A 20,085-nucleotide genomic window follows, 5' to 3' on the forward strand; every position below is an offset into this window, starting at 1 on the left:
TTATAAACTATTGCTTAAAATAAATAACAAAATTTTATAACAATATATCATTTATATGGAGAAAAAAATACCATAGTAAAAATAAAATTTTACTATGGTATTTTATATTGTCTTATTGTGTAATTAAATTAATTTCTGAAACAATAAGTTTCTTATTTTTATATTTCATAGCAATATCAAAAATAGTTTCGGTATTGCCATCATTTATTGTATATCTAAAATTATTAACAGATTTAATTTGAGTTTTAACTGTTAATTTTTTAAATAATTCCTCAGCTTCAGTTTTTAAATCATTAATTTCTTGATTACTTTCTTCAATTCATTTTGATAAAATATCACTCATTTTTCCAATTAATTGATCTTCATCATTTAAAATTTTAAATAACTGTTCAAAAACTGAACCGTTTTTTAGTGTTCCATCACTGTTATAACCCAGAATTTCAAACATATTTTCTATGTCATTTAAAGCCTTTTCTAGTGTTGAATCTTTTGCTAAACGAGCTATTAATTCACCCAAATCTGAGAAATTAACAGTTGACTTTGTAATTGAATTAAATTGAGTGTTTAATTCAATTACAAGTTCTTTTAAAGATTTTTTTGCTAGAAAGTTTAACGAACTAGGCTTTGCTTCATTAAATCTTTTAACAGCTTTATTTTGATTTTCTTCATGTTCAAATTTAGAATTTGATTCATTTCCTAAAAGTCCAGATAAATTAATTTCATTCATTGGTTTTGCTAATAAATCTCTAATAGAAAAATTAAAGTTTTCATTTGTATTATTTCATAAATAACCTATTCAGTCATTTTTAAATTTCTTTCCCTCTCCAGATACACTAGTTATTTTTTGCATTAGTTCTTTGACAGGACTAGGTAAAATTCCAGGCATTGATACAAGAGCTCCAATTACAGTACTAAATAAACTACCACCATAACTTGAATTTATTCCACCATTTATAATTGATCTTACCATTGCATTTACATAAACTTTGGAAATAATTATATTAATAGATTCTTGTTTCATTGCTATAACTGCAACTTTTGAAAGTAAGCCCATTAAACCATCATTTACATTTTCTGTAAATTGTTTACCTATTGAAAAATTCTTAGAGTTAGTGGCAAATAAAATACCAATATAGTTTTTAAAAACAACTCCATTTAAATCTTCATTTACCATATAGTTTAATTTTTTTAATAACTCTTTAATATCAAGTGAATTGCTATTAAATATCTGACTTCTTTTTTCTTCAATTTTTTCTAAAGTTAATACAGAAGAGGTCATTTCTTCATAACTGAATTGTTCCATATAAACTACTAATGTTCTTACAAATCTAATAATTTCAGCAATGGAATCAATATTTGCAATTAAATCAAGTTTTAATTCAACACTTCCATTCATTAAATTTGAAATATTTTCAGCCAAACTAGATGTTGCACTATCAATATTTTGTTCAACTTCTGCTTGTGTTTCATAAGATAACTTTGTAACATTACCTTTTACTAATTTTTCAACAGCATTTGATAAACCTATCATGCTTGAGTCCAATGCAGTTTGATAATTCATATTTTCATATATTTTATTACTGAAAGCATTTTCTAAAAGTTTTAAATTTTCTTGATTTAAAACTTTTCCCAATGTCTTAAGTAAATCAGGAGAAATAATTGAACTAATCATTGACGGATTACTTGCAACTACTCCTAATAATTGTTGTAAGGTAGTTGGATCTGACATTAATGATAATACTGTGGGTAATGTATTTTTAATAATATCAACTATTCCTTCATCAGCTGCACTTGGGTCCAATACATAATCTTGATAGACATTATCTGATATTTTTAAATCAGATGCTAATAAATCCTTTGTATTAAAATACTTATCTGCTACTTTATAAAATTTATCATTAGATTCAACACCCTCTGAATCATTAAACTCAGTTAATTTTAAAGTTTTTAAATACTCATTTCTTACATTATTTTCCATCATATATTTTGAACTAAAGTGGGTTTCACCATCTGATAATTCCTTTTGATTTAAATAAAGTGATTTTGCATATTGAGACATTAACTTTGATATAGTATCTTGTCTTTCAGCACTTTCAAAATTATCTTCAACTTCATCTGGTTTTTCTTTTTCTGTTGTGTTTTTATTTCCACATGCTACAACTGCTCCTATTGGAGAAGCCATTAACGTAATGGCTCCTATCAAACTTAATAATTTTTTCATTTTAATATTCATCTCTTTTCTTTTTTACTTTTGATTTCATTTTTTTTCAATTTCATTAAAAATAATTTTTTTAGCAAATTGATGTCCGTTTTTTGTTGGATGGACATAATCTAAGAAAAAGAAATCTTCTTCTTTTCCAACATTTTTTTCTTTAACAGTTGCTTTCAATTCAAAATTTGTTATATCAATTCCACTTAAATCTGATGTGGTTGAATCACAAAGCTCTTCTGTAATATTTTTATTTGCTCCGGAATTTTTAAATTCTTGTGTAATTTCACTAAATCTTGTATAAAGGTCAAAAAATAAAATTGAGTCATTATACATTTTATTGGCAATCTTAATAATTTTTGAAATTTCATAATTGAAATCATCACCAATCATTTTAATTATTTCTTTAGTTGCTTGATTTATTTTATAATATCTTGGTATTAAGGTCATATCTGGTGGTGATAAGAAAACAAGTTTTTTTGCACCATTATTTAATAAAGTATACAAAGCATTTTTGATATTTAATAAAGCATTTTGCATTATTTCTTCTCTTTTATTTGAGTTATTAAGATTATCTAAGATTGCAAACATATCATTTCCACCAATTTCAACTAAAAATAAATCATCATCGTGTATTACTTGTTGTTCTACAAGTGCTTGGGCCTGCTTATAAATTCCTGTATTTCCTAATAATAATGAAGTTGCACCCTTTGTTTCATAAGCAGTTGCTCCCCCAACAGAATAATTTTTTCCTCAAACTTTTTGCTGATTTAATTCAATTTCTGGTTTATGAACTAAATTTGAAGATTTAAATTCTTGTGTTGAAAAAGCAAGTTCTTGATTTATAAGAGCTGCTGTGGTTAAACCATTGCTAAATCCACCAATATATTCTCCTGACATTCTAAGATTAATATTAAATTGGTCTTTAACAATAGTTTGTAAACCACCTTGATCACTTAAAGAATCACCTAGTGTAAAGAAATTTGAAAACCCTTTATGTTTTGTTTTATCATCACTTGTATCTTTTGCATTTCTAGTATCAAATTGAGTTCCGATATTTTTATCAAAATCAAAATTAATATCAGTTGCATTTGGTATACAAGCTATTACTGTAGAGCTAGAAACTGTCAATAAACTAATTGATGATAAAGTTAGCAATAATTTTTTCATACTTATTTATTTCCTCTCTTTAAATTGACTATTCAAATAGTTAAAAATGTTGTATAAATTGGTATGACAATTATGATAAACATAAAGAAAATAATAATACCAGCTCTTAATATTTTTATAGTCTCTGTAAAAAATGGATAAGATAATTCTTCATAAGTTACTTTTGTTTTAGGCATATTATTTTCATTTAACTCTTTATTTTTAAAAATACTGTGCCCTAAAATATTTAAACCAAACTTTATATTTTCAATTTGTCGATTTAAAAATCAAACTTTATTATTTACAATCATAGTTCCTAAACTTTTATTAACTTTAATTCCATCTAGTCCTGGACCATCATAATCCATTCATGAATCATAAATTTCTTGGTCAATAATTGTTTGATCTCTTTTTGCTTGTTCATAAAATTGTCAAGAGAATATTTCGTTTAAGCCTTTACTTTTAAAAACTCATTGAATTCCAGCATGAACATAACCATAACTTAAAAATTTTGTAGCAACAGCTTGATCAAATTTAATTAAATCCATTCCCAAATCATATAAATCTATATCTCTTTGATTTTGAATATCATTAGCTCATCTTTTTTCAAATCATTGATTAGAAAAATCAATGTAATTTTCTTTTTTAATAACGTAATTACTATCTTCAAATGAATTTATAGTTGAAAGAGCATCACTTGAATATGCACTTTTAATTGCTGTATTCATTACTTGTTCATAAACTAAATCTTGGCCATCAATTACATACATACCTTTTGGCATTATAGTTTGTATTTGTTTTTCAATACTATTAATAAATTTTTTTGATTCAAGTCCCAATCCTGGAGTTATCATCAAAAAACTAAATATAAATAAAAAAGCAGTTATTGATGATGAAATTATTAATTTTAACTTTATTTTTTTATTAAGAAAATTCTTAAATTTCTGTTTCATTTTAATAAATCCTTTTCTAAATTTCTTATCCTTTTTCACTTAAAAAATAAATTAACTCATAAAGTAAAGTTAATTATTTATCACCTATTTTTCAAATTATCTTTACTTACAAAAAAATAGGCTTACAAAAAATATACTCTTTTAAAAAAGCCTTAACAATTTATTTGAAGGTCTTAAAGGACTTGACTTTTTTTAGTTTTATATATTTTAAAAAAATAAGAAAAAAATAACACTTATAAAAGCCCCATTTTAAAGGACTTTTATAAGTGTTAAAAATTAATAAATATTCTCTTCTATTTTATATAAAAATATTTTAGTATAAAATAAAATCTTTTTATAGAAATATCAAATTTTTAATGCATTTTAAGCTTTTTTTGAACTTAATTTAATAAAAACTAATATAAGTAAATTATTCTAATATTATTTCTTTTATTGTTTATTTAAATATTAAAAAACTCATTTATTTTAAAATGAGTTTGTTTTTTTAACTATTTTATAATTAACTTGGTTTTTTCTTACTTCTTCTTTTTCGTTTTTCATTTTGAATATCTAATTCAACTAATTCCTGAGCTAAAATTCTATTTCTTCTTCAAGGTTCTGGTTTATAATGATAAATTAAAAATGTAATTGCATCTAATAAAAGCATAAATATTACTGGAATAAGTGATATTCCAAGAGCTCCTAAAATTAGATATCAATTATTACTATTGTAACTATTAACTGATGCAAGATTTAGTATCTTTTCATTAAATCCAGGTATAAAAATTACAATTAAATTTACAAGTACTGCTATCATACTTGCAATTCATAATGGTTTATTAATTATTAGATTTATTTTTTTATCTGCTTTTCAATTTGATAACTTTATAAAGTTTGCATAAAAACATGGAGCACAAGTTATTGTTACAAACATAGCTGTTCTTCCAAAATCTCCAATTTCAATTTTTTGTTCAACACTATATTCATTACTTCTTAATGCTTGATGTCAACTTAATGAAGGATTATACTGATCACCCAAAATTTCTTTTAAATAATCCTCAGTTACAAACATCATTCCAAAATAGTATGCTCCAATTGAAGCAATTGTTGTAAATAGAATTATTTTGAATAATGTATATCCTAATCCCTTAAACAATGAATTTTTACCCTTGATTGGTTTAATTTTCATTAAAGTTGGGTCATTTGAACCCATTCCCATTGATAAAGCAATAATAGATTCTACAATTAAATTCATTCATAAAATATTAGTTGCTTCTAATGGAGAAACTGTATTAATTACAGAAAGAATAAAGATTGCTAAAACATTAGCTAAATTAACACCAATAACAAAAGCAATTGCTCTTTTTATCTTTTGATAAACGTTTCTTCCTTCATTAACTCCTTTAATAATTGTTTCAAAGTTATCATCAGTTAAAATAATATCACTTGCTTGTTTAGCAACATCAGTTCCTGTGATACCCATAGCAACACCAATATCTGCTTTACTTAAGCTTGGTGCATCATTTACTCCATCACCTGTCATTGAAACAATATTACCTTTTTGTTTTAAAGCATCTACAATTCTTACTTTATGCTCTGGATTTACTCTTGCAAAAACCTTTATTTGCTCAATTACTCTTAATAATTGTTTGTCATCTAATTGATTTAAGGTATTGCTAGTCATAACCTCATATTCTGAATGAGCTAAATCCAAGTCTCTTGCAATTGCAAGAGCAGTTACAGCATGATCACCTGTAATCATTACAACTTCAATCCCTGCTTCATGTGCAAGTCTAACTGCATTTACTGCAGTTTCTCTAACAGGGTCAATCATCCCAACAGCACCTAAAAAAACCAAATCATGTTCTAAATCACTTTTATCCTTTAATTTATCATAATTTAAATGATATGCAAATGCTAAAACTCTCAGAGCATCTTTTGAAAGTTCATTTGCTGATTCTAATAGTATTTTTTTATCTTCTTCTGTAATATCTCTTACAACATTATCTATCATTATTTTGCTACATCTTTGTAATAGTTGATCAATAGCTCCTTTTGTAAATGCTGTATTTACTTTATTGATTGTGTTTACAGTTGTCATCATTTTTCTTTCACTATCAAAAGGCATTTCATCAATTCTTTGTCAAACATCACGTGAATCTTGTTCATCATAGCCAATAGTTTCTGCAAAATCGACAAGAGCCAATTCTGTTGGATCTCCAATTCTTTCACTACCTTCTGTAACTGAATCATTACATAAAACTAATGCTTTTAAAAATAAATCCATATGATTATCATTTTTTTCTTTGGCATATTCTTTTGAAGCAATAATTTTATTATCCATTATCATTTTTTTAACTGTCATTTTATTTTGGGTTAAAGTTCCAGTTTTATCTGTACAAATAAAGTTAACATTTCCTAAGGTTTCAACTGCTTGAAGTTTTTTAATAATAACATGTTGCTTAACCATTTTTTTAGTACTGATACTTAAAGTAATTGAAACCACAGCAGCTAAACATTCTGGAATAACTCCAATAGCTAAAGTAATTGCTACCATTAAATAATTTGCTCAGGCTTTTTGATCACCACTGAAAAATAAAGTTGTGAAAATTAAAATCGCCAAAATAAAACTTAATCCACTTATTCAATAAGTAAATGAATTTAATTTTTTTTCTAATGGTGTTGATTCTTCTTCATTTTCATTAATTGATTTAGCAATTTTTCCAATTTCAGTTTCAACTCCAGTTTTAATAACCATTCCAATAGCTCTACCAGATGTCGTAAAAGTTGACATAAAAGCTATATTTTTCATTTCAGCTAAAATTGTTGTTGATTCTTTTAAAGCCAAGTGAGTTTTATCAACAGATACTGATTCACCCGTTAGTATTGATTCATCAATACTTAAATCATTTGCTTCAATAATTCTCAACTCAGCAGGTACATATTTTCCAGCTTCTAAAACTACAATATCTCCTGGAACTAACTCTGACGCATCAATTTCTTGTTGCATATCATTTCTAATAACTACCGTTTTTGGCTTAGAAAGCGATTTTAAAGCATCCATTGATTTTCTTGCTTTAATTGTTTGAACCGTTTCTAAAATAGCATCAATTAAAACAATTGAAAAAATAACAATTGCATCAATAAATTCAGATGCTTCAATATGACCTTTATTAGATATTATTGGCGCAATAATTGAAATAACTGCAGCACCCATTAAAACTAATAAAATTGGTTCTACTAAAGTTTTTAGAAATATTAAATATCAAGGTGTTATTTTACCTTTTGGAAGCTCATTTTTACCATACTTTTGTTGTTTTAATGTAACTTCTTCAGTAGTTAGACCTTTTTTTATATTAGTTTCTAATTGTTTTTCAAGTTCTTTATCAGAACCTAAGAGATTTTCATCCATATTTGTTTCCACTTCTTTTATATATATAAAATTATAACAAAAATATAAAATTTTTTATTAAATATTAGATTATAAATTTGTGTATATTGGAAATTTATCACATAAGTCTTTTACTTCTTTTTGCAATATTTTTAAATTCTCTTCACTATGATTTTTTAAAACACTTGCAATAATATTACCAACTTGTTCAAATTCGGCCTCTTTAAAACCTCTTGTAGTCATCGCAGGTGTACCTAATCTAATTCCTGATGTGTGCACTGGTTTTTCTTTATCAAAAGGAATCATATTTTTATTTGATATTATTCCAATTGCTTCTAAAATACTTTCAGCTTCTTTTCCAGTTATTCCAATTGATTCTTTTACTTCTACAATTATTGTATGATTTTCTGTTCCATTGGCTACTAATCTTAAACCATTTTTACTCAAAGTATTTGCTAAATGTTTTGCGTTAATTATAATTTGATTTGCATATTCTTTAAATTCTTCACTATCTGCTTCAAATAAAGCTTGAGTTTTACCTGCTATTTGATTTTCTAAAGGTCCTCCTTGGACACCAGGAAAAACAGTTGAATCTAGTTTTTTTGCAAATTTTTCTTTACAAAGGATTAATCCCCCTCTAGCTCCTCTTAAAGTTTTGTGAGTTGTTGTAGTTACAACATCAGCATATTCACAAGGATTTGGGTGAACTCCCCCAGCAACAAGACCTGCAATATGTGCCATATCAACCATAAAGTAAGCTCCAACACTATCTGCTATTTCTTTAAATCTTTTAAAATCTATTATTTTTGTATAACTACTTGCTCCTGCAAGAATTAATTTTGGTTTGTGTTTTATTGCTAAATCACTAATTTCTTTAAAATCAATTTCTTCTGTTTTTTTATTAACTTTATAAAAAACAAAATTATATAGTTGTCCTGAAAAATTGATAGGATAACCATGAGTTAAATGACCTCCAGCATCAAGACTCATTGAAAGTACTGTATCTCCTGGGTTTATAAGAGTTCTATAAGCAGCTTCATTTGCTTGACTCCCCGAATGTGGTTGAATATTTGCGTGTTCAGCTTTAAATATTTTCTTTGCAAGTTCTATTCCATAAGATTCTATTTCATCAATATAGCGACATCCACCATAGTATCTTTTCCCAGGATAACCTTCAGCATATTTATTTGTCAATACTGAACCAGTCAATTTTAAAACTTCATTTGAAACATAGTTTTCTGATGCAATTAATTCAATGTGATCTTGTTGACGTTTTAATTCTTTTTTTAATGATTCTTCAATTATTGGGCTCATTTTCATAATTTTGTTCTCCTTAAATTTCTATCTATAAAAATAATACTTGAAATATTCATTTTAAGTATTATTTATTTTATAAAAAGTACTTTTTAAATAGTTTTCAGTACTTTTTTTGCAGATATTTTTTCTTCAATTAGTTCATTTAAGTTTATATTAGAAATTTTATTCTGCAACAATCCATAATGAATTTGAACAATATTTAGATTATTAAATATAATTGGTTCTATTTCTTTTTCCACTTTTTTATCAATAAATTTGGAATTATGAATATTTTTAACAATATTCATATTAATTGTTTCAAGAACATTGTTTAAATTTACAAAATCAATAATTTGATATTGTTTATCAATTTCCAATTTTAAGAAATTAATTTTTTCAGAGTTATTTATTTTATTATATTTTTTTATAAGAATTGATGCTTTATCTAGCTGATTTAAGGAAACCATTTTTTTTCCTTTTTCTATTATTTTTTCCTTTTGAAATTCTTCTTTTGAAATTATACTATTTAGTTTTTCTTTTAATTTTATTCACTTTTGAATATTTTTTTCTACTGATTTTATTAATTTTAAAGTATTTTTATCTAAAAGATTTAAGTTCAATTTTAGTTCCTTTTTTAAAGTAATTAATTCATTTTTATTTAAATTTAATTCTAACAATGAGAAAGTTGCTAAATTTTTAAATGTTCTAGCTAATAAAGTTTTTTCACTTGCTCTTTCTTTATAAGTTAACATACTTAAACAAATAGCAAGTGAAATAGAAAATAAACACATTACTAGATAAATTAATCCATTTGTTACTGGGTCGAGTTTTCCTACTCCGTTAAAAACTGGATCAGAAAAGTAACCAATTGCTGCAAAAACTCCTAAACCAGATTGAGACCTTTGTGTAACTCCCATAATATTTGCTATTGCTCCTGCAAAAAATGCAGCAATCGCACCTGATAATAAAGGTCTTTTTTTAGGTAAATTAATTCCATAAAGAATTGGTTCAGTAATTCCTAAAAAACCTGCTGGAAGCATTCCAATTGCTTCTTTTTTCAATTTAGCATTTTGTGTAATAATTATAACTCCAATTAATGCTCCAACTTGCGCTCAAATAGAAATTGATGGTCCTACACCATAAATACTTTGTCCTCCATTTGAAATATGATCTAACATTGTTATCATTCCTAACATACCATGGATTCCAAAAATAACAGCTATTTGTCATATTGCAGTAAAAATACCTACACCAATTCCTAGTGGAATTTTTCCCAAATAAAAGATTAGTGATCCAAATAATGTTTCAATAAAGTTTCACACAATTCCATAGCCAAAAAATGCTAATGGAGAAACCACTATAATTACAATAAATGGTCTAAACATTAATTCCAAAGCAACTGGGATTACTCTTTTTAATCAGGTATCTAGTTTTTTTGCTGTATATATTGCAGCAATTATTACAAATATTTTTGTATTCATAGTGTTAACTCTTATTTTTGTGATTTGATCTAGCATAGGATTTCCAGTATTAATAGTTCCCAAGTCTAGTATTAAAAAATCATGACCTAATCCTAATCTACCACCATCACCAAAAAGCAATGGTGAACATAGAATAATCCCTAAGGCAACACCCATCAGTCCTTCTAATTTGAAATAATTTGCAGCAGAAACTGCAATAGTAATACCCATAAAAAATGCAGATGACCTACCAGTAATATAAAGAATAATTCAACCAATTCCTGTATCAGTAATTAAAACTTGATTAGGTCCTGAAATTTTGAAAACAATATTTGGCATTACTCCAGTTTGAGTTAAAATAGCAATCATTGCTTGAATTAAACCAGTTCCAACCATTATAGGAATTATTTTTAACATAATTGCTGAAAACATAACTAAAAATCTTCTAAATAACGATATGTTTTCATTTTTTAAAGCTATAGAAGATTTTAAATTAAGTTCTTTATTATTTAATTTAATTACTTCATCTTTTAATTTATAAACATCTTGACCAATTACAATTTGCAATTCAGGTCCATTTCAAACAGTTTGTTTTACAATTGGTAAATTTTTAATATTATCAATATTTACAAGTTCTTTATTTTTAACACTAAACCTAAGTCTGGTCATACAATTATAGACCTCATTATAATTTATTTTACCACCAACAAATTTATTAATTAATTTTGCACTTTCTTCATACTTATTCGAAACATTAAAAAATTTAATGGGATCAATTGATTTCAAATCTTCTTTTTGTTTTTCTTTGAAATTATAAGATATTGTACAAATTAAATCTCCTTGCTTAATTTTTCCCAATTTTAAATTATTAATTTTATACTCCTCTAATTCATTTATAACAAATACAATTGGTGTTTCATTTGAAAAATTTTTACTCTCTAATAAATTTAAATCAACACTAAAAATATCACTATTTTTACTTACTTTGTCTCCTATTTTAAGTTTACTAGTAAATCCCTCTCCCTTTAAAGAGACTGTTTCCATTCCACAATGAATTAAAAATTGTAAGCCATTTATATCAAAACCATATGCATGATAGGTTTCAAAAACCATAGTTACTATTGCATTATCAAAAAAACCTTTAAAGTTATTTGTTTTTGGAATAATAACTAAACCATCACCTAATATTCGATCTGCAAACATTGAATCTTTACAGTCTTCAATTTTTTTTACTTCACCATCAACTGGTGAGTACAAATTTATTTCCATTAAATCATCCTTTCACTAGTAATTTTTCCATAATTTTAAATAAAAAACACATTTTTTTCTAAAAGAAAATACTTTCATTAAATGAAAGTATTTTTTTAAATCTGTTAAACTAAAATTAAATATTTTAATACTATATTTTATGTATTAATCTATCTTTTTATTTGTTTTAAATTTTCTTGTTTTAAATTTGCTATTAATAAATTTAAATTAATATTTTCTTCTTTACTTTTCAATAAATTATAGTATATTTGAACACTATTTAAATTATTAAAAATAATATTTTCTACGTCTTTAAGGATACTTTTTTTAATATGAATTAAATCATAAATCTTTTTAATAATAGTTCTTTCAATGTTTATAATTGATTCATTTAATTTGTCTAAATCTATCTGCTTAAACAATTGATCAATCTGTTCTTCTAACACCGCAATTACTTTTGAATTGTCAATTGATTGATATCTTATTTTATAAATATCTGCCAATTCAAACTTAGATTTAGCAATTAAAATCTTACCTTTTTCAATTATTTTTGTTTTAATTGAGTCTTCTTTTTCAATAACTGAATTTAATTTTTCTTTTACTTTTAATCAGTTTTGAATATTTTTTTCAGTGGCTTTAATTAATTTTAAAGTTGTTTTATCCAAATTCAACATTGTTTGATTTAGTTCTTCTTTTATTTTAGTAACTTCATCTTTATTTAAATTTAATTCTAACTGTGCAAAAGTAATTAAACTTTTAATTGTTTTAGTTAATAAAGTTTTTTCACTTGCTCTTTCTTTATAAGACATCATACTAAATAATACAGCTAATGAAATTGAAATTATGCAGGCTAATAAATAAAATAATCCATTTTCAATTGGACTTATTGCAGCAGTTCCCCCTAATTGAGGTTCAGCAAAGAAGCCAATTAATTGAAATACTCCAATTCCAGTATTAGCTCTTTTAGTTACATTTAAAAGACTAGCAATAGCTCCTGCCAAAAATGCAGCTGCAACACCTGATACTAAAGGTCTTTTTTTAGGTAAATTAATTCCATAAAGAATTGGTTCAGTAATTCCTAAAAAACCTGCTGGAAGCATTCCAATTGCTTCTTTTTTTAATTTTGCATTTTGTGTAACTAAGATAACTCCAATTAAAGCCCCAACTTGTGCTCAAACTGAAATTGAAGAAATACCATAAACACTATGTCCCCCATTTGCAAGATTATCAATCATAACTATTATTCCAAGCATCATATGTAAACCAAAAATAACAGCAACTTGTCATAAACCAACAAATATACCAACTCCAATTCCAATTGGAATTTTTCCTATATAAAATATTAATGAGCCAAATAATGTTTCAAAAAAGTTTCATGCAATTCCATAACCAAAAAATGCTAATGGACAAACTAATGCAATTACAATAAATGGTCTAAACATTAATTCCAAAGCAACTGGAATTACTCTTTTTAATCAAGTATCCAATTTTTTTGCTGTATATATTGCACCAATAATAACAAATATTTTTGTATTCATAGTATTAATTCTAATTTTTGTTATATCATCTAGAACTGGATTTCCCGTGTTAATAGTTCCTAAATCAAGTATTAGGAAATCATTTCCCATCCCTAAACGTCCACCATCACCAAAAAGTAATGGCGAACAAAGAATAACTCCTAAAGCAACACCCATTAATCCCTCCAATTTAAAATAATTTGCAGCAGAAACTGCAAGAACTATTCCCATAAAATAACTAGTTGATATACCAATAATAAATAAGATAACTCACCCCACATTAGCTTCTGCAATCAATACGCCATCTTTAGAGCCTGTCTTAAATATAATATTTGGCATTATATTAGTTTGAACTAAAATAGCAATAATAGCTTGAATTAAGCCTGCTCCGACCATTACAGGAATTATTTTAGCCATAATCCCTGAAAACATAGCTAACATTTTTCTTGTTATTGAAATTTTTTCACTTACTAATCCCAGTTCATTTTTAACTCCTATTGTTTGATTATTTAATTTTAAAACTTCGTCTTTTAATTTATAAACATCTTGCCCAATTATAACTTGTAGTTCAGCTCCATTTCAAACCGTTCCTTTTACAAGATTAGTTTTCTTCAATTCATCAATATTAACCAAACTCTTATTTTTTATTTTAAATCTCAATCTAGTCATACAATTATAAACTTCTTCATAATTTGATGAACCTCCAACAAATTTATTAATTAATTTTGCACTATTCTCATATTTATTTGAAATATTAAAAAATTCTTTTGAATCTGTTGAGGGTTCTAAAATCTTCTTTTCATTTTTAGAAATAAATTCATATGTTATTGTACAAACTAAATCTCCTTGTTTAACTCTACCAATTTTTAAGTTATTTATTTTATATGAATTTAAGTCATTGATATCAAAAACAATTGCAGTTTCTTTTGATAAATCATTTTTTTTGAAATAATCTAAATCAACTGTAAAAAGATCGTCATCTTTATTTACTATATTACCAATTTCTAATTCTGTTGTAAAACCAACTCCTTTTAAAGGTTTTGTATTCATTCCAACATGAACTAAAAACTGTAAACCATCTACATCAAAACTATAAGCATGAAATGTTTCAAAAACCATAGTTACTGTTGCAATATCAGTAAAACCCCTAAAATTATTTGAAGATGGAATTAAAATAAAACCATCACCTAACATTTTTTCAGCAAACATTTGGTCACTACATTTTTCTAATTCTTTTATTTCTCCATTAACTGGCGAATATAATCTAATTTCCATTCTCTTCCTCCTCATTATAATATTTTCACAAATTCAATTAAAAGTTAATGAATTTTTGATAAGAGGAAAATACTTTTAAAAGTGGAAAGTTTCAAAAAAAAATGTAAAAAGTTTCAAAAAAGTTTCAAAAAAGTTTCAAAAAAAAAAAAAAAAGTCATTTCTTATATTAAAATAACTTTTTAAAATTTTATTTATTTGAAATATTTTTTAAATCACTAGGAATTTCTTCTTAAAAATATTTCAAATTTAATTATGACATTTATTTAATCAGTAGAAATTGAACCCTAACTTTTTCCAAATCACTGATTCTACCTCTAAAATAAATTAGAATTTAAATATCTTTTGTATTTGTTATAAAATATATTTCAAAATTTTTATATACAATATTTTATTTTAAATTAATTCTACTATATATTTTTAAACTATTTTTTGTTTTACTAAAATATTTTTTCATTAATTGACTATAAGATATTATTTTTAGTAAAGATAATGTTTTATTCAAATTTATAAATATTTTTTCAAAAAAAGTTTTTTGGGAATTCTATTTTTTGTTATTAAATATTTTCACCATTTTTCTCTATTAGTTCCTTATATCAAAAGAAACTATCTTTTCTAATTCTTTTCATATCCTTTTCATCAAATTCATCACGATTGACATAAACAAATCCATATCGTTTTGAAACTCCGTGATGAGACGATACCAAATCAAATGCGCTTCAAGGCATATAACCAATCATTTCAACTCCATCATTAATTGCTTCACTCATAGCTTTAATATGTTGCTTATAATAATCAATTCGATAGTCATCATGAATTTTCTCATCACTTGTTAGAGTCTCTGTTACTCCAAGTCCATTTTCTGTTATCATAATGGGCAAGCGATATCTATCATAAACTTCTCTTAAAGTACTTTTAAAACCAACTGGATCAATTTCTCAACCATATTCAGTTTTTTGTAAATTTTTATTTTTAATACTTCTACCTATTCCAGGAATAACATAACCTGTTTGTTGATCGGTTTTATTAATTAAAGAATCTTTAACATCATCAGCACTTTCATTTTGAACTGTCATTGTTGAATAATAGTTAAAGGCAATAAAATCTGGTTTAGAATCTTTTAAAATTTTTTCTTCTTCTTTTGTGATAATTATTTTTTCATTAATTTTTTTTAAGAAATTTTTAAACCAAGTTCCGTATTCACCCCTACAAACAATATCTAAAAATATTCAATTTCTTATTTGTTCAAAAGTTAATTTTGTTAAATAATCTTCTGGTGTATTTGAATTTGCATAAACTGATGCAATGTTTGGTGCTGGTCCAATTTTTGCATTGGGTAGCATTTTTCTACACAATCTAATTGCTTTTGCTTGAGCAACATTTAAATTATGCATAATTTGTCATTTACTTGCTTTTGATTTTTCTGAAATAAGACCAATAGCTTCTCCAACAAAAACAAACATATTAAGTTCATTTATAGTTAACCAATATTTAACCTTTGAACCATAATTTTCAAATAAAACTTTTGCATATAATTCAAACATATTTGAAAACTCATTACTATCTAATCCGCCTTTTTCATCAATAAAGGTTGGACTATCAAAATGAAACATTGTAACTACAGGTTCAATTTTATATTTTAGAAGCTCATCAATTAAATTATTATAGAATTTAATTCCTTCAGGATTAATATCTCCTTTAGCATTTTTAATAATTCTTGCTCATGATATTGAAAATCTATAAGATTTAAATCCCATCTCAGCCATTAAAGCCACATCTTCTTTTCAGTGATTATAATGATCTGTAGCTACTTTAAATCCTGTAATACCTTTAGGGTAAATTTCTCTTTCATCAAATTTATCCATTATTGATGGAGCTTTTCCCCCTTGATTAATTCCTCCCTCAAATTGATATGCACTTGTAGATGCACCTCATAAAAAATCTTTTGGAAATTTATTCATTTATTATTCCTCCTTAGTTAATAAATACTTCAACTATTTTTTTATGTTATTGGTAAGTTTTAAATTTATTTCTTTAAAAATATATAAAACTTCTTTAATATTTAATAAACAATTACGCACTTAATTTAAGTTCTTTTTTTAATAAATTTTTTTCTTTTTTTAATTCATCTATTTTTTCATTTAGATTAATATTTGGATTTTTATTATCCAATAAACCATAATATATTTGAATACTATTTAAATTATTAAATATTATCGGTTCTAAATCTTTGATGACATCTTTATTTAGAAAACTTAATTTATTTAACTTACTCATAATTTTTTTCTCAAGTTCTGAAATATTTTTATTTAATCTCTCTAAATCAATTAACTTATATTGTTCATCTATTTTTTCCTTTAATAAATTAATTTTTTGAGAATTATCAATTGCCTTATATTTTTCCATATATAAATTAGCTAAATTAAATTTTTTATTTTTTATTGAATTTTTACCTTTAGTAAGTATTTTTTCTTTTGCAAGCTCTTCAATTTCTAAAATATTATTTAATTTTACTTTTGTTTTTAATCATGTCTGAATGTTTTTTTCAACAGATTTTATAAGTTGTAAATTTTCTTTGTCAATACTACTTACAATTTGATTTAAGTCTTTTTTAAGTTTTAAGGAATCTGATTTATTTAAATTTAATTCTAACATTGTTAATAATCTTAATTTATTAATTGTCTTATTAAATAAAGTTTTTTCACTTTCCCTTTCTTTATATGACATCATACTAAACAATAAAGATAATAGAACTGACATTAAACAAGCTAATAGATAAAATAAACCATTAAGAGTAGAACTTATTTTTCCTACACCTCCTAAGACAGGTTCAGAAAAGAAACCAATTGCTTCAAATACACCAATACCACTTTTTGCTCTTTGTGTAACTCCAACAATATTTGCAAAGGCTCCTGCAAAAAATGCACCACATACCCCAGAAATTAAAGGTCTTCTTTTAGGTAAATTTATACCATAAAGAATTGGCTCTGTAATTCCAAGTAAACCTGCAGGAAGCATTCCTATTCCTTGTTTTTTTAATTTTGCATTTTGTGTAACTAAGATAACTCCAATTAAAGCCCCAACTTGTGCTCAAACTGAAATTGAAGAAATACCATATATTGTTTGACCTCCAGTTGTTGGTGAAAAATAATCAAGCATTGCAATTAAACCTAAAACCATATGTAATCCAAAAATAACTGTAACTTGTCAAATTGCAACAAAGATACCAACCCCTATTCCTAATGGTATTTTTGTTAAATAGAACATTGATGATCCAAATAAAACTTCAATAAAGTTTCAAATTATTCCATAACAAAAGAAAGATAAAGGAACAACTATCATAATTACAATAAAAGGTCTAAACATTAATTCCAATGTAATTGGAATAACTCTTTTTAGTCAAGTATCTATTATTTTAGCTGTATATATAGCACCTGCAATAACAAAGACTTTTGTACTCAGCGAGGTGACTTTAATTTTTGTTATCTGATCTAAAATTGGATTTCCAGTATTAATTTTTCCAAGGTCAAATAATAAAAACTCATTTCCCATACCATTTTGTCCACCATCACCAAATATAAATGGACAACAGAGAATAAGACCAAGTGCAATTCCCATTAATCCCTCTAGTTTAAAATGACTTGCCGATGCAACAGCAACCATAATTCCTATAAAATAAATAGTTGATTTTCCCATTGCAAATAAGATAACTCATCCTATTGCAGCATCTTGAAATAGAACATCATTTGCACCAGGATTTTCACTTAATTTAAATACAATATTTGGCATTACTCCTGTTTGCATTAAAATAGCTATAATTGCTTGAATTAACCCAACACCAGCACCAATAGGAATCATTTTAACCATAATTGCTGCAAATGTAGTTAAGAATTTTCGTCCTAAGGAAACTTTCGAACTATTAATCCCTAATGAAGTTCTTATTGCTAAAGATTGAGAATTTAAATTAATAATCTCTTCTTTTAATTTATAAACATCTTGTCCAATTATAATTTGTAATTCATTTCCATTTCAAACCGTTCCTTTAATAAGATCCAACTTTTGAATTTCATCAATATTTACAAGTTCCTTATTTTTAACACTAAATCTAAGTCTTGTCATACAATTATATACTTCATTATAATTTGACTGAGTACCTATTAATTTATTAATTGAAGCTGCACATTTTTCATATTTATTTGTCATATTAAAAAAGTGAGCAGGATCAGTTATAGTTTTTAAATCTTTTTCCACCTTTTTTGATTTGAATTTATAATCAATTGTACAAATTAAATCTCCTTGATTTACTTGTCCTAACTTCAAGTTATTTATTTGATAACTACTTAAATTATTAAATTCAAAAACTATTGGTGTTTCATTAACTATTTTTTTCCTTTTTAATAAATCTAAATCTACACTAAAAATATCATCATCTTTAGTTACTTTATCCCCTACTTTTAAATTTGTTGCGAATCCTTCTCCTTTTAACAAGACGGTATCCATTCCACAATGAATTAAAAATTGCAATCCTTCAACATCAAAACCATACGCATGATAAGTATCAAATATCATAGTCACTTTTGCATTATCAAAGAATCCCTTAAAATTATTTGATTTTGGAATAATAACTAGTCCATCACCTAACATACGATCTGCAAAGATTGAGTCATTACAATCTTGAATATTTTTTATTTCACCATCAACTGGTGAATATAAATTTAGTTTCATATATCCTCTCCTAACAGTAATATTTTCCATTAAATTGGGAAAAAGAAAATATTTCTCCATTAAAAAGAAAATACTTTCACTGTTAGAAAGTATTTTGTACGCATTCAAATATTTGTAGAAACAGCATCTCCAAAGCTATATTTCTATATATTGATTTTGTTTTATCTAATTGATAATTAATTAAAGTTTTATCTGTAAAATTTATATCCAATTGAATATCTTGATTTGCAGTTGTAATTAAAAATCTTTTATTTTCTTCATTAGTTTCACACTCAAATATTTTTAGTAATGAGCGATTATTACTTGAACAAACAATTAAAATTTCAAGCTCATTTTCACTATTTTTTACTGCATCTTTTCTATATTCTCAAGAAATAATTCTAACTACTTTATTTAAATTAGCAAATAATTCTGAAATATACAAACTTGCATGTCTAATTTGATTTGAAGGATATAAATTTATAATTTTTACATCTTTAATTGCTTTTGCTAAATTTTCGATAAATAAACTATTTTCTATAATTCATTTTTGAATAGATTCAAATCTTTCAAAAGAACTAACTTTATTAACATTTTCAGTTCAACCATAACGATCATACTCACTTTTTAAAATAAAAACTAATTCTCTGTATCCTGTACAACCAATTTTTTGAGAAAATTTGGTTATAGTTGATAATGAGACATAACATTCTTTTGCAAGCTCTTCTTGATTTTTGAATTCCCCTTTTGCAAAGTTTTCTATAATTTTTTTAGCAATAATTTTAAAGTTTGTTTCTTCAACAGAATCACTTAATTTTATTAATTTATTAATTGCTGTCATATCATATCATTTCCTATTCATTCAAATTATATATTTAAATAAAAAAGTAAAATATTATATTTACTT

10 protein-coding genes are annotated in these 20,085 nt (G+C 25.1%); all 10 read right to left on the reverse strand.

The genetic code is table 4. The features are described 5' to 3' along the window. Positions 1–112: 112 nt before the first annotated feature. Positions 113–2,221 carry an MOLPALP family lipoprotein gene (locus tag SCANT_RS02870; protein ID WP_158500862.1) on the reverse strand — a complete coding sequence of 703 codons (2,109 nt, stop codon included), beginning with the start codon at positions 2,219–2,221 and terminating at the stop codon, positions 113–115. Positions 2,222–2,245: 24 nt separating this feature from the next. Continuing rightward, the gene (locus tag SCANT_RS02875; protein WP_053946223.1) at positions 2,246–3,379 is read right to left on the reverse strand and encodes an SGNH/GDSL hydrolase family protein; all 1,134 of its coding nucleotides are present in this window, start codon (positions 3,377–3,379) and stop codon (positions 2,246–2,248) included. A gap of 2 nt (positions 3,380–3,381) precedes the next feature. Beyond that, complete coding sequence (locus tag SCANT_RS02880; RefSeq protein WP_053946224.1) at positions 3,382–4,311, reverse strand: hypothetical protein; 930 nt, start codon at positions 4,309–4,311, stop codon at positions 3,382–3,384. Positions 4,312–4,810: 499 nt separating this feature from the next. Beyond that, positions 4,811–7,702 carry a cation-translocating P-type ATPase gene (locus SCANT_RS02885; RefSeq protein WP_053946225.1) on the reverse strand — a complete coding sequence of 964 codons (2,892 nt, stop codon included), beginning with the start codon at positions 7,700–7,702 and terminating at the stop codon, positions 4,811–4,813. Positions 7,703–7,771: 69 nt separating this feature from the next. Continuing rightward, a complete protein-coding gene (locus tag SCANT_RS02890; protein ID WP_053946226.1) occupies positions 7,772–9,001 on the reverse strand; it encodes a serine hydroxymethyltransferase in 1,230 nt (409 codons plus the stop codon). An 86-nt stretch (positions 9,002–9,087) separates the two neighbouring features. Then, positions 9,088–11,706, reverse strand: a complete 2,619-nt coding sequence (locus tag SCANT_RS02895; RefSeq protein WP_053946227.1) for a glucose PTS transporter subunit IIA — start codon at positions 11,704–11,706, stop codon at positions 9,088–9,090. Between the two features lie 149 nt (positions 11,707–11,855). Continuing rightward, positions 11,856–14,477: a PTS glucose transporter subunit IIA gene (locus SCANT_RS02900; protein ID WP_053946228.1), complete on the reverse strand. Its 2,622-nt coding sequence runs from the start codon at positions 14,475–14,477 to the stop codon at positions 11,856–11,858. 554 nt (positions 14,478–15,031) lie between these two features. Next, the gene (locus tag SCANT_RS02905) at positions 15,032–16,435 is read right to left on the reverse strand and encodes a glycoside hydrolase family 1 protein (protein WP_053946229.1); all 1,404 of its coding nucleotides are present in this window, start codon (positions 16,433–16,435) and stop codon (positions 15,032–15,034) included. A 112-nt stretch (positions 16,436–16,547) separates the two neighbouring features. Continuing rightward, on the reverse strand, positions 16,548–19,199 hold the full coding sequence (locus SCANT_RS02910) for a glucose PTS transporter subunit IIA (RefSeq protein ID WP_053946230.1): 2,652 nt from the start codon (positions 19,197–19,199) through the stop codon (positions 16,548–16,550). 82 nt (positions 19,200–19,281) lie between these two features. Beyond that, positions 19,282–20,019 (reverse strand): MurR/RpiR family transcriptional regulator, encoded by a 738-nt coding sequence (locus SCANT_RS02915; protein WP_053946231.1) that lies wholly within the window; start codon positions 20,017–20,019, stop codon positions 19,282–19,284. Between the last annotated feature and the right edge of the window lie 66 nt (positions 20,020–20,085).

It is taken from the genome of Spiroplasma cantharicola (assembly GCF_001281045.1).
In the GTDB taxonomy this organism is placed as follows: Bacteria; Bacillota_I; Bacilli_A; order Mycoplasmatales; family Mycoplasmataceae; genus Spiroplasma_A; species Spiroplasma_A cantharicola.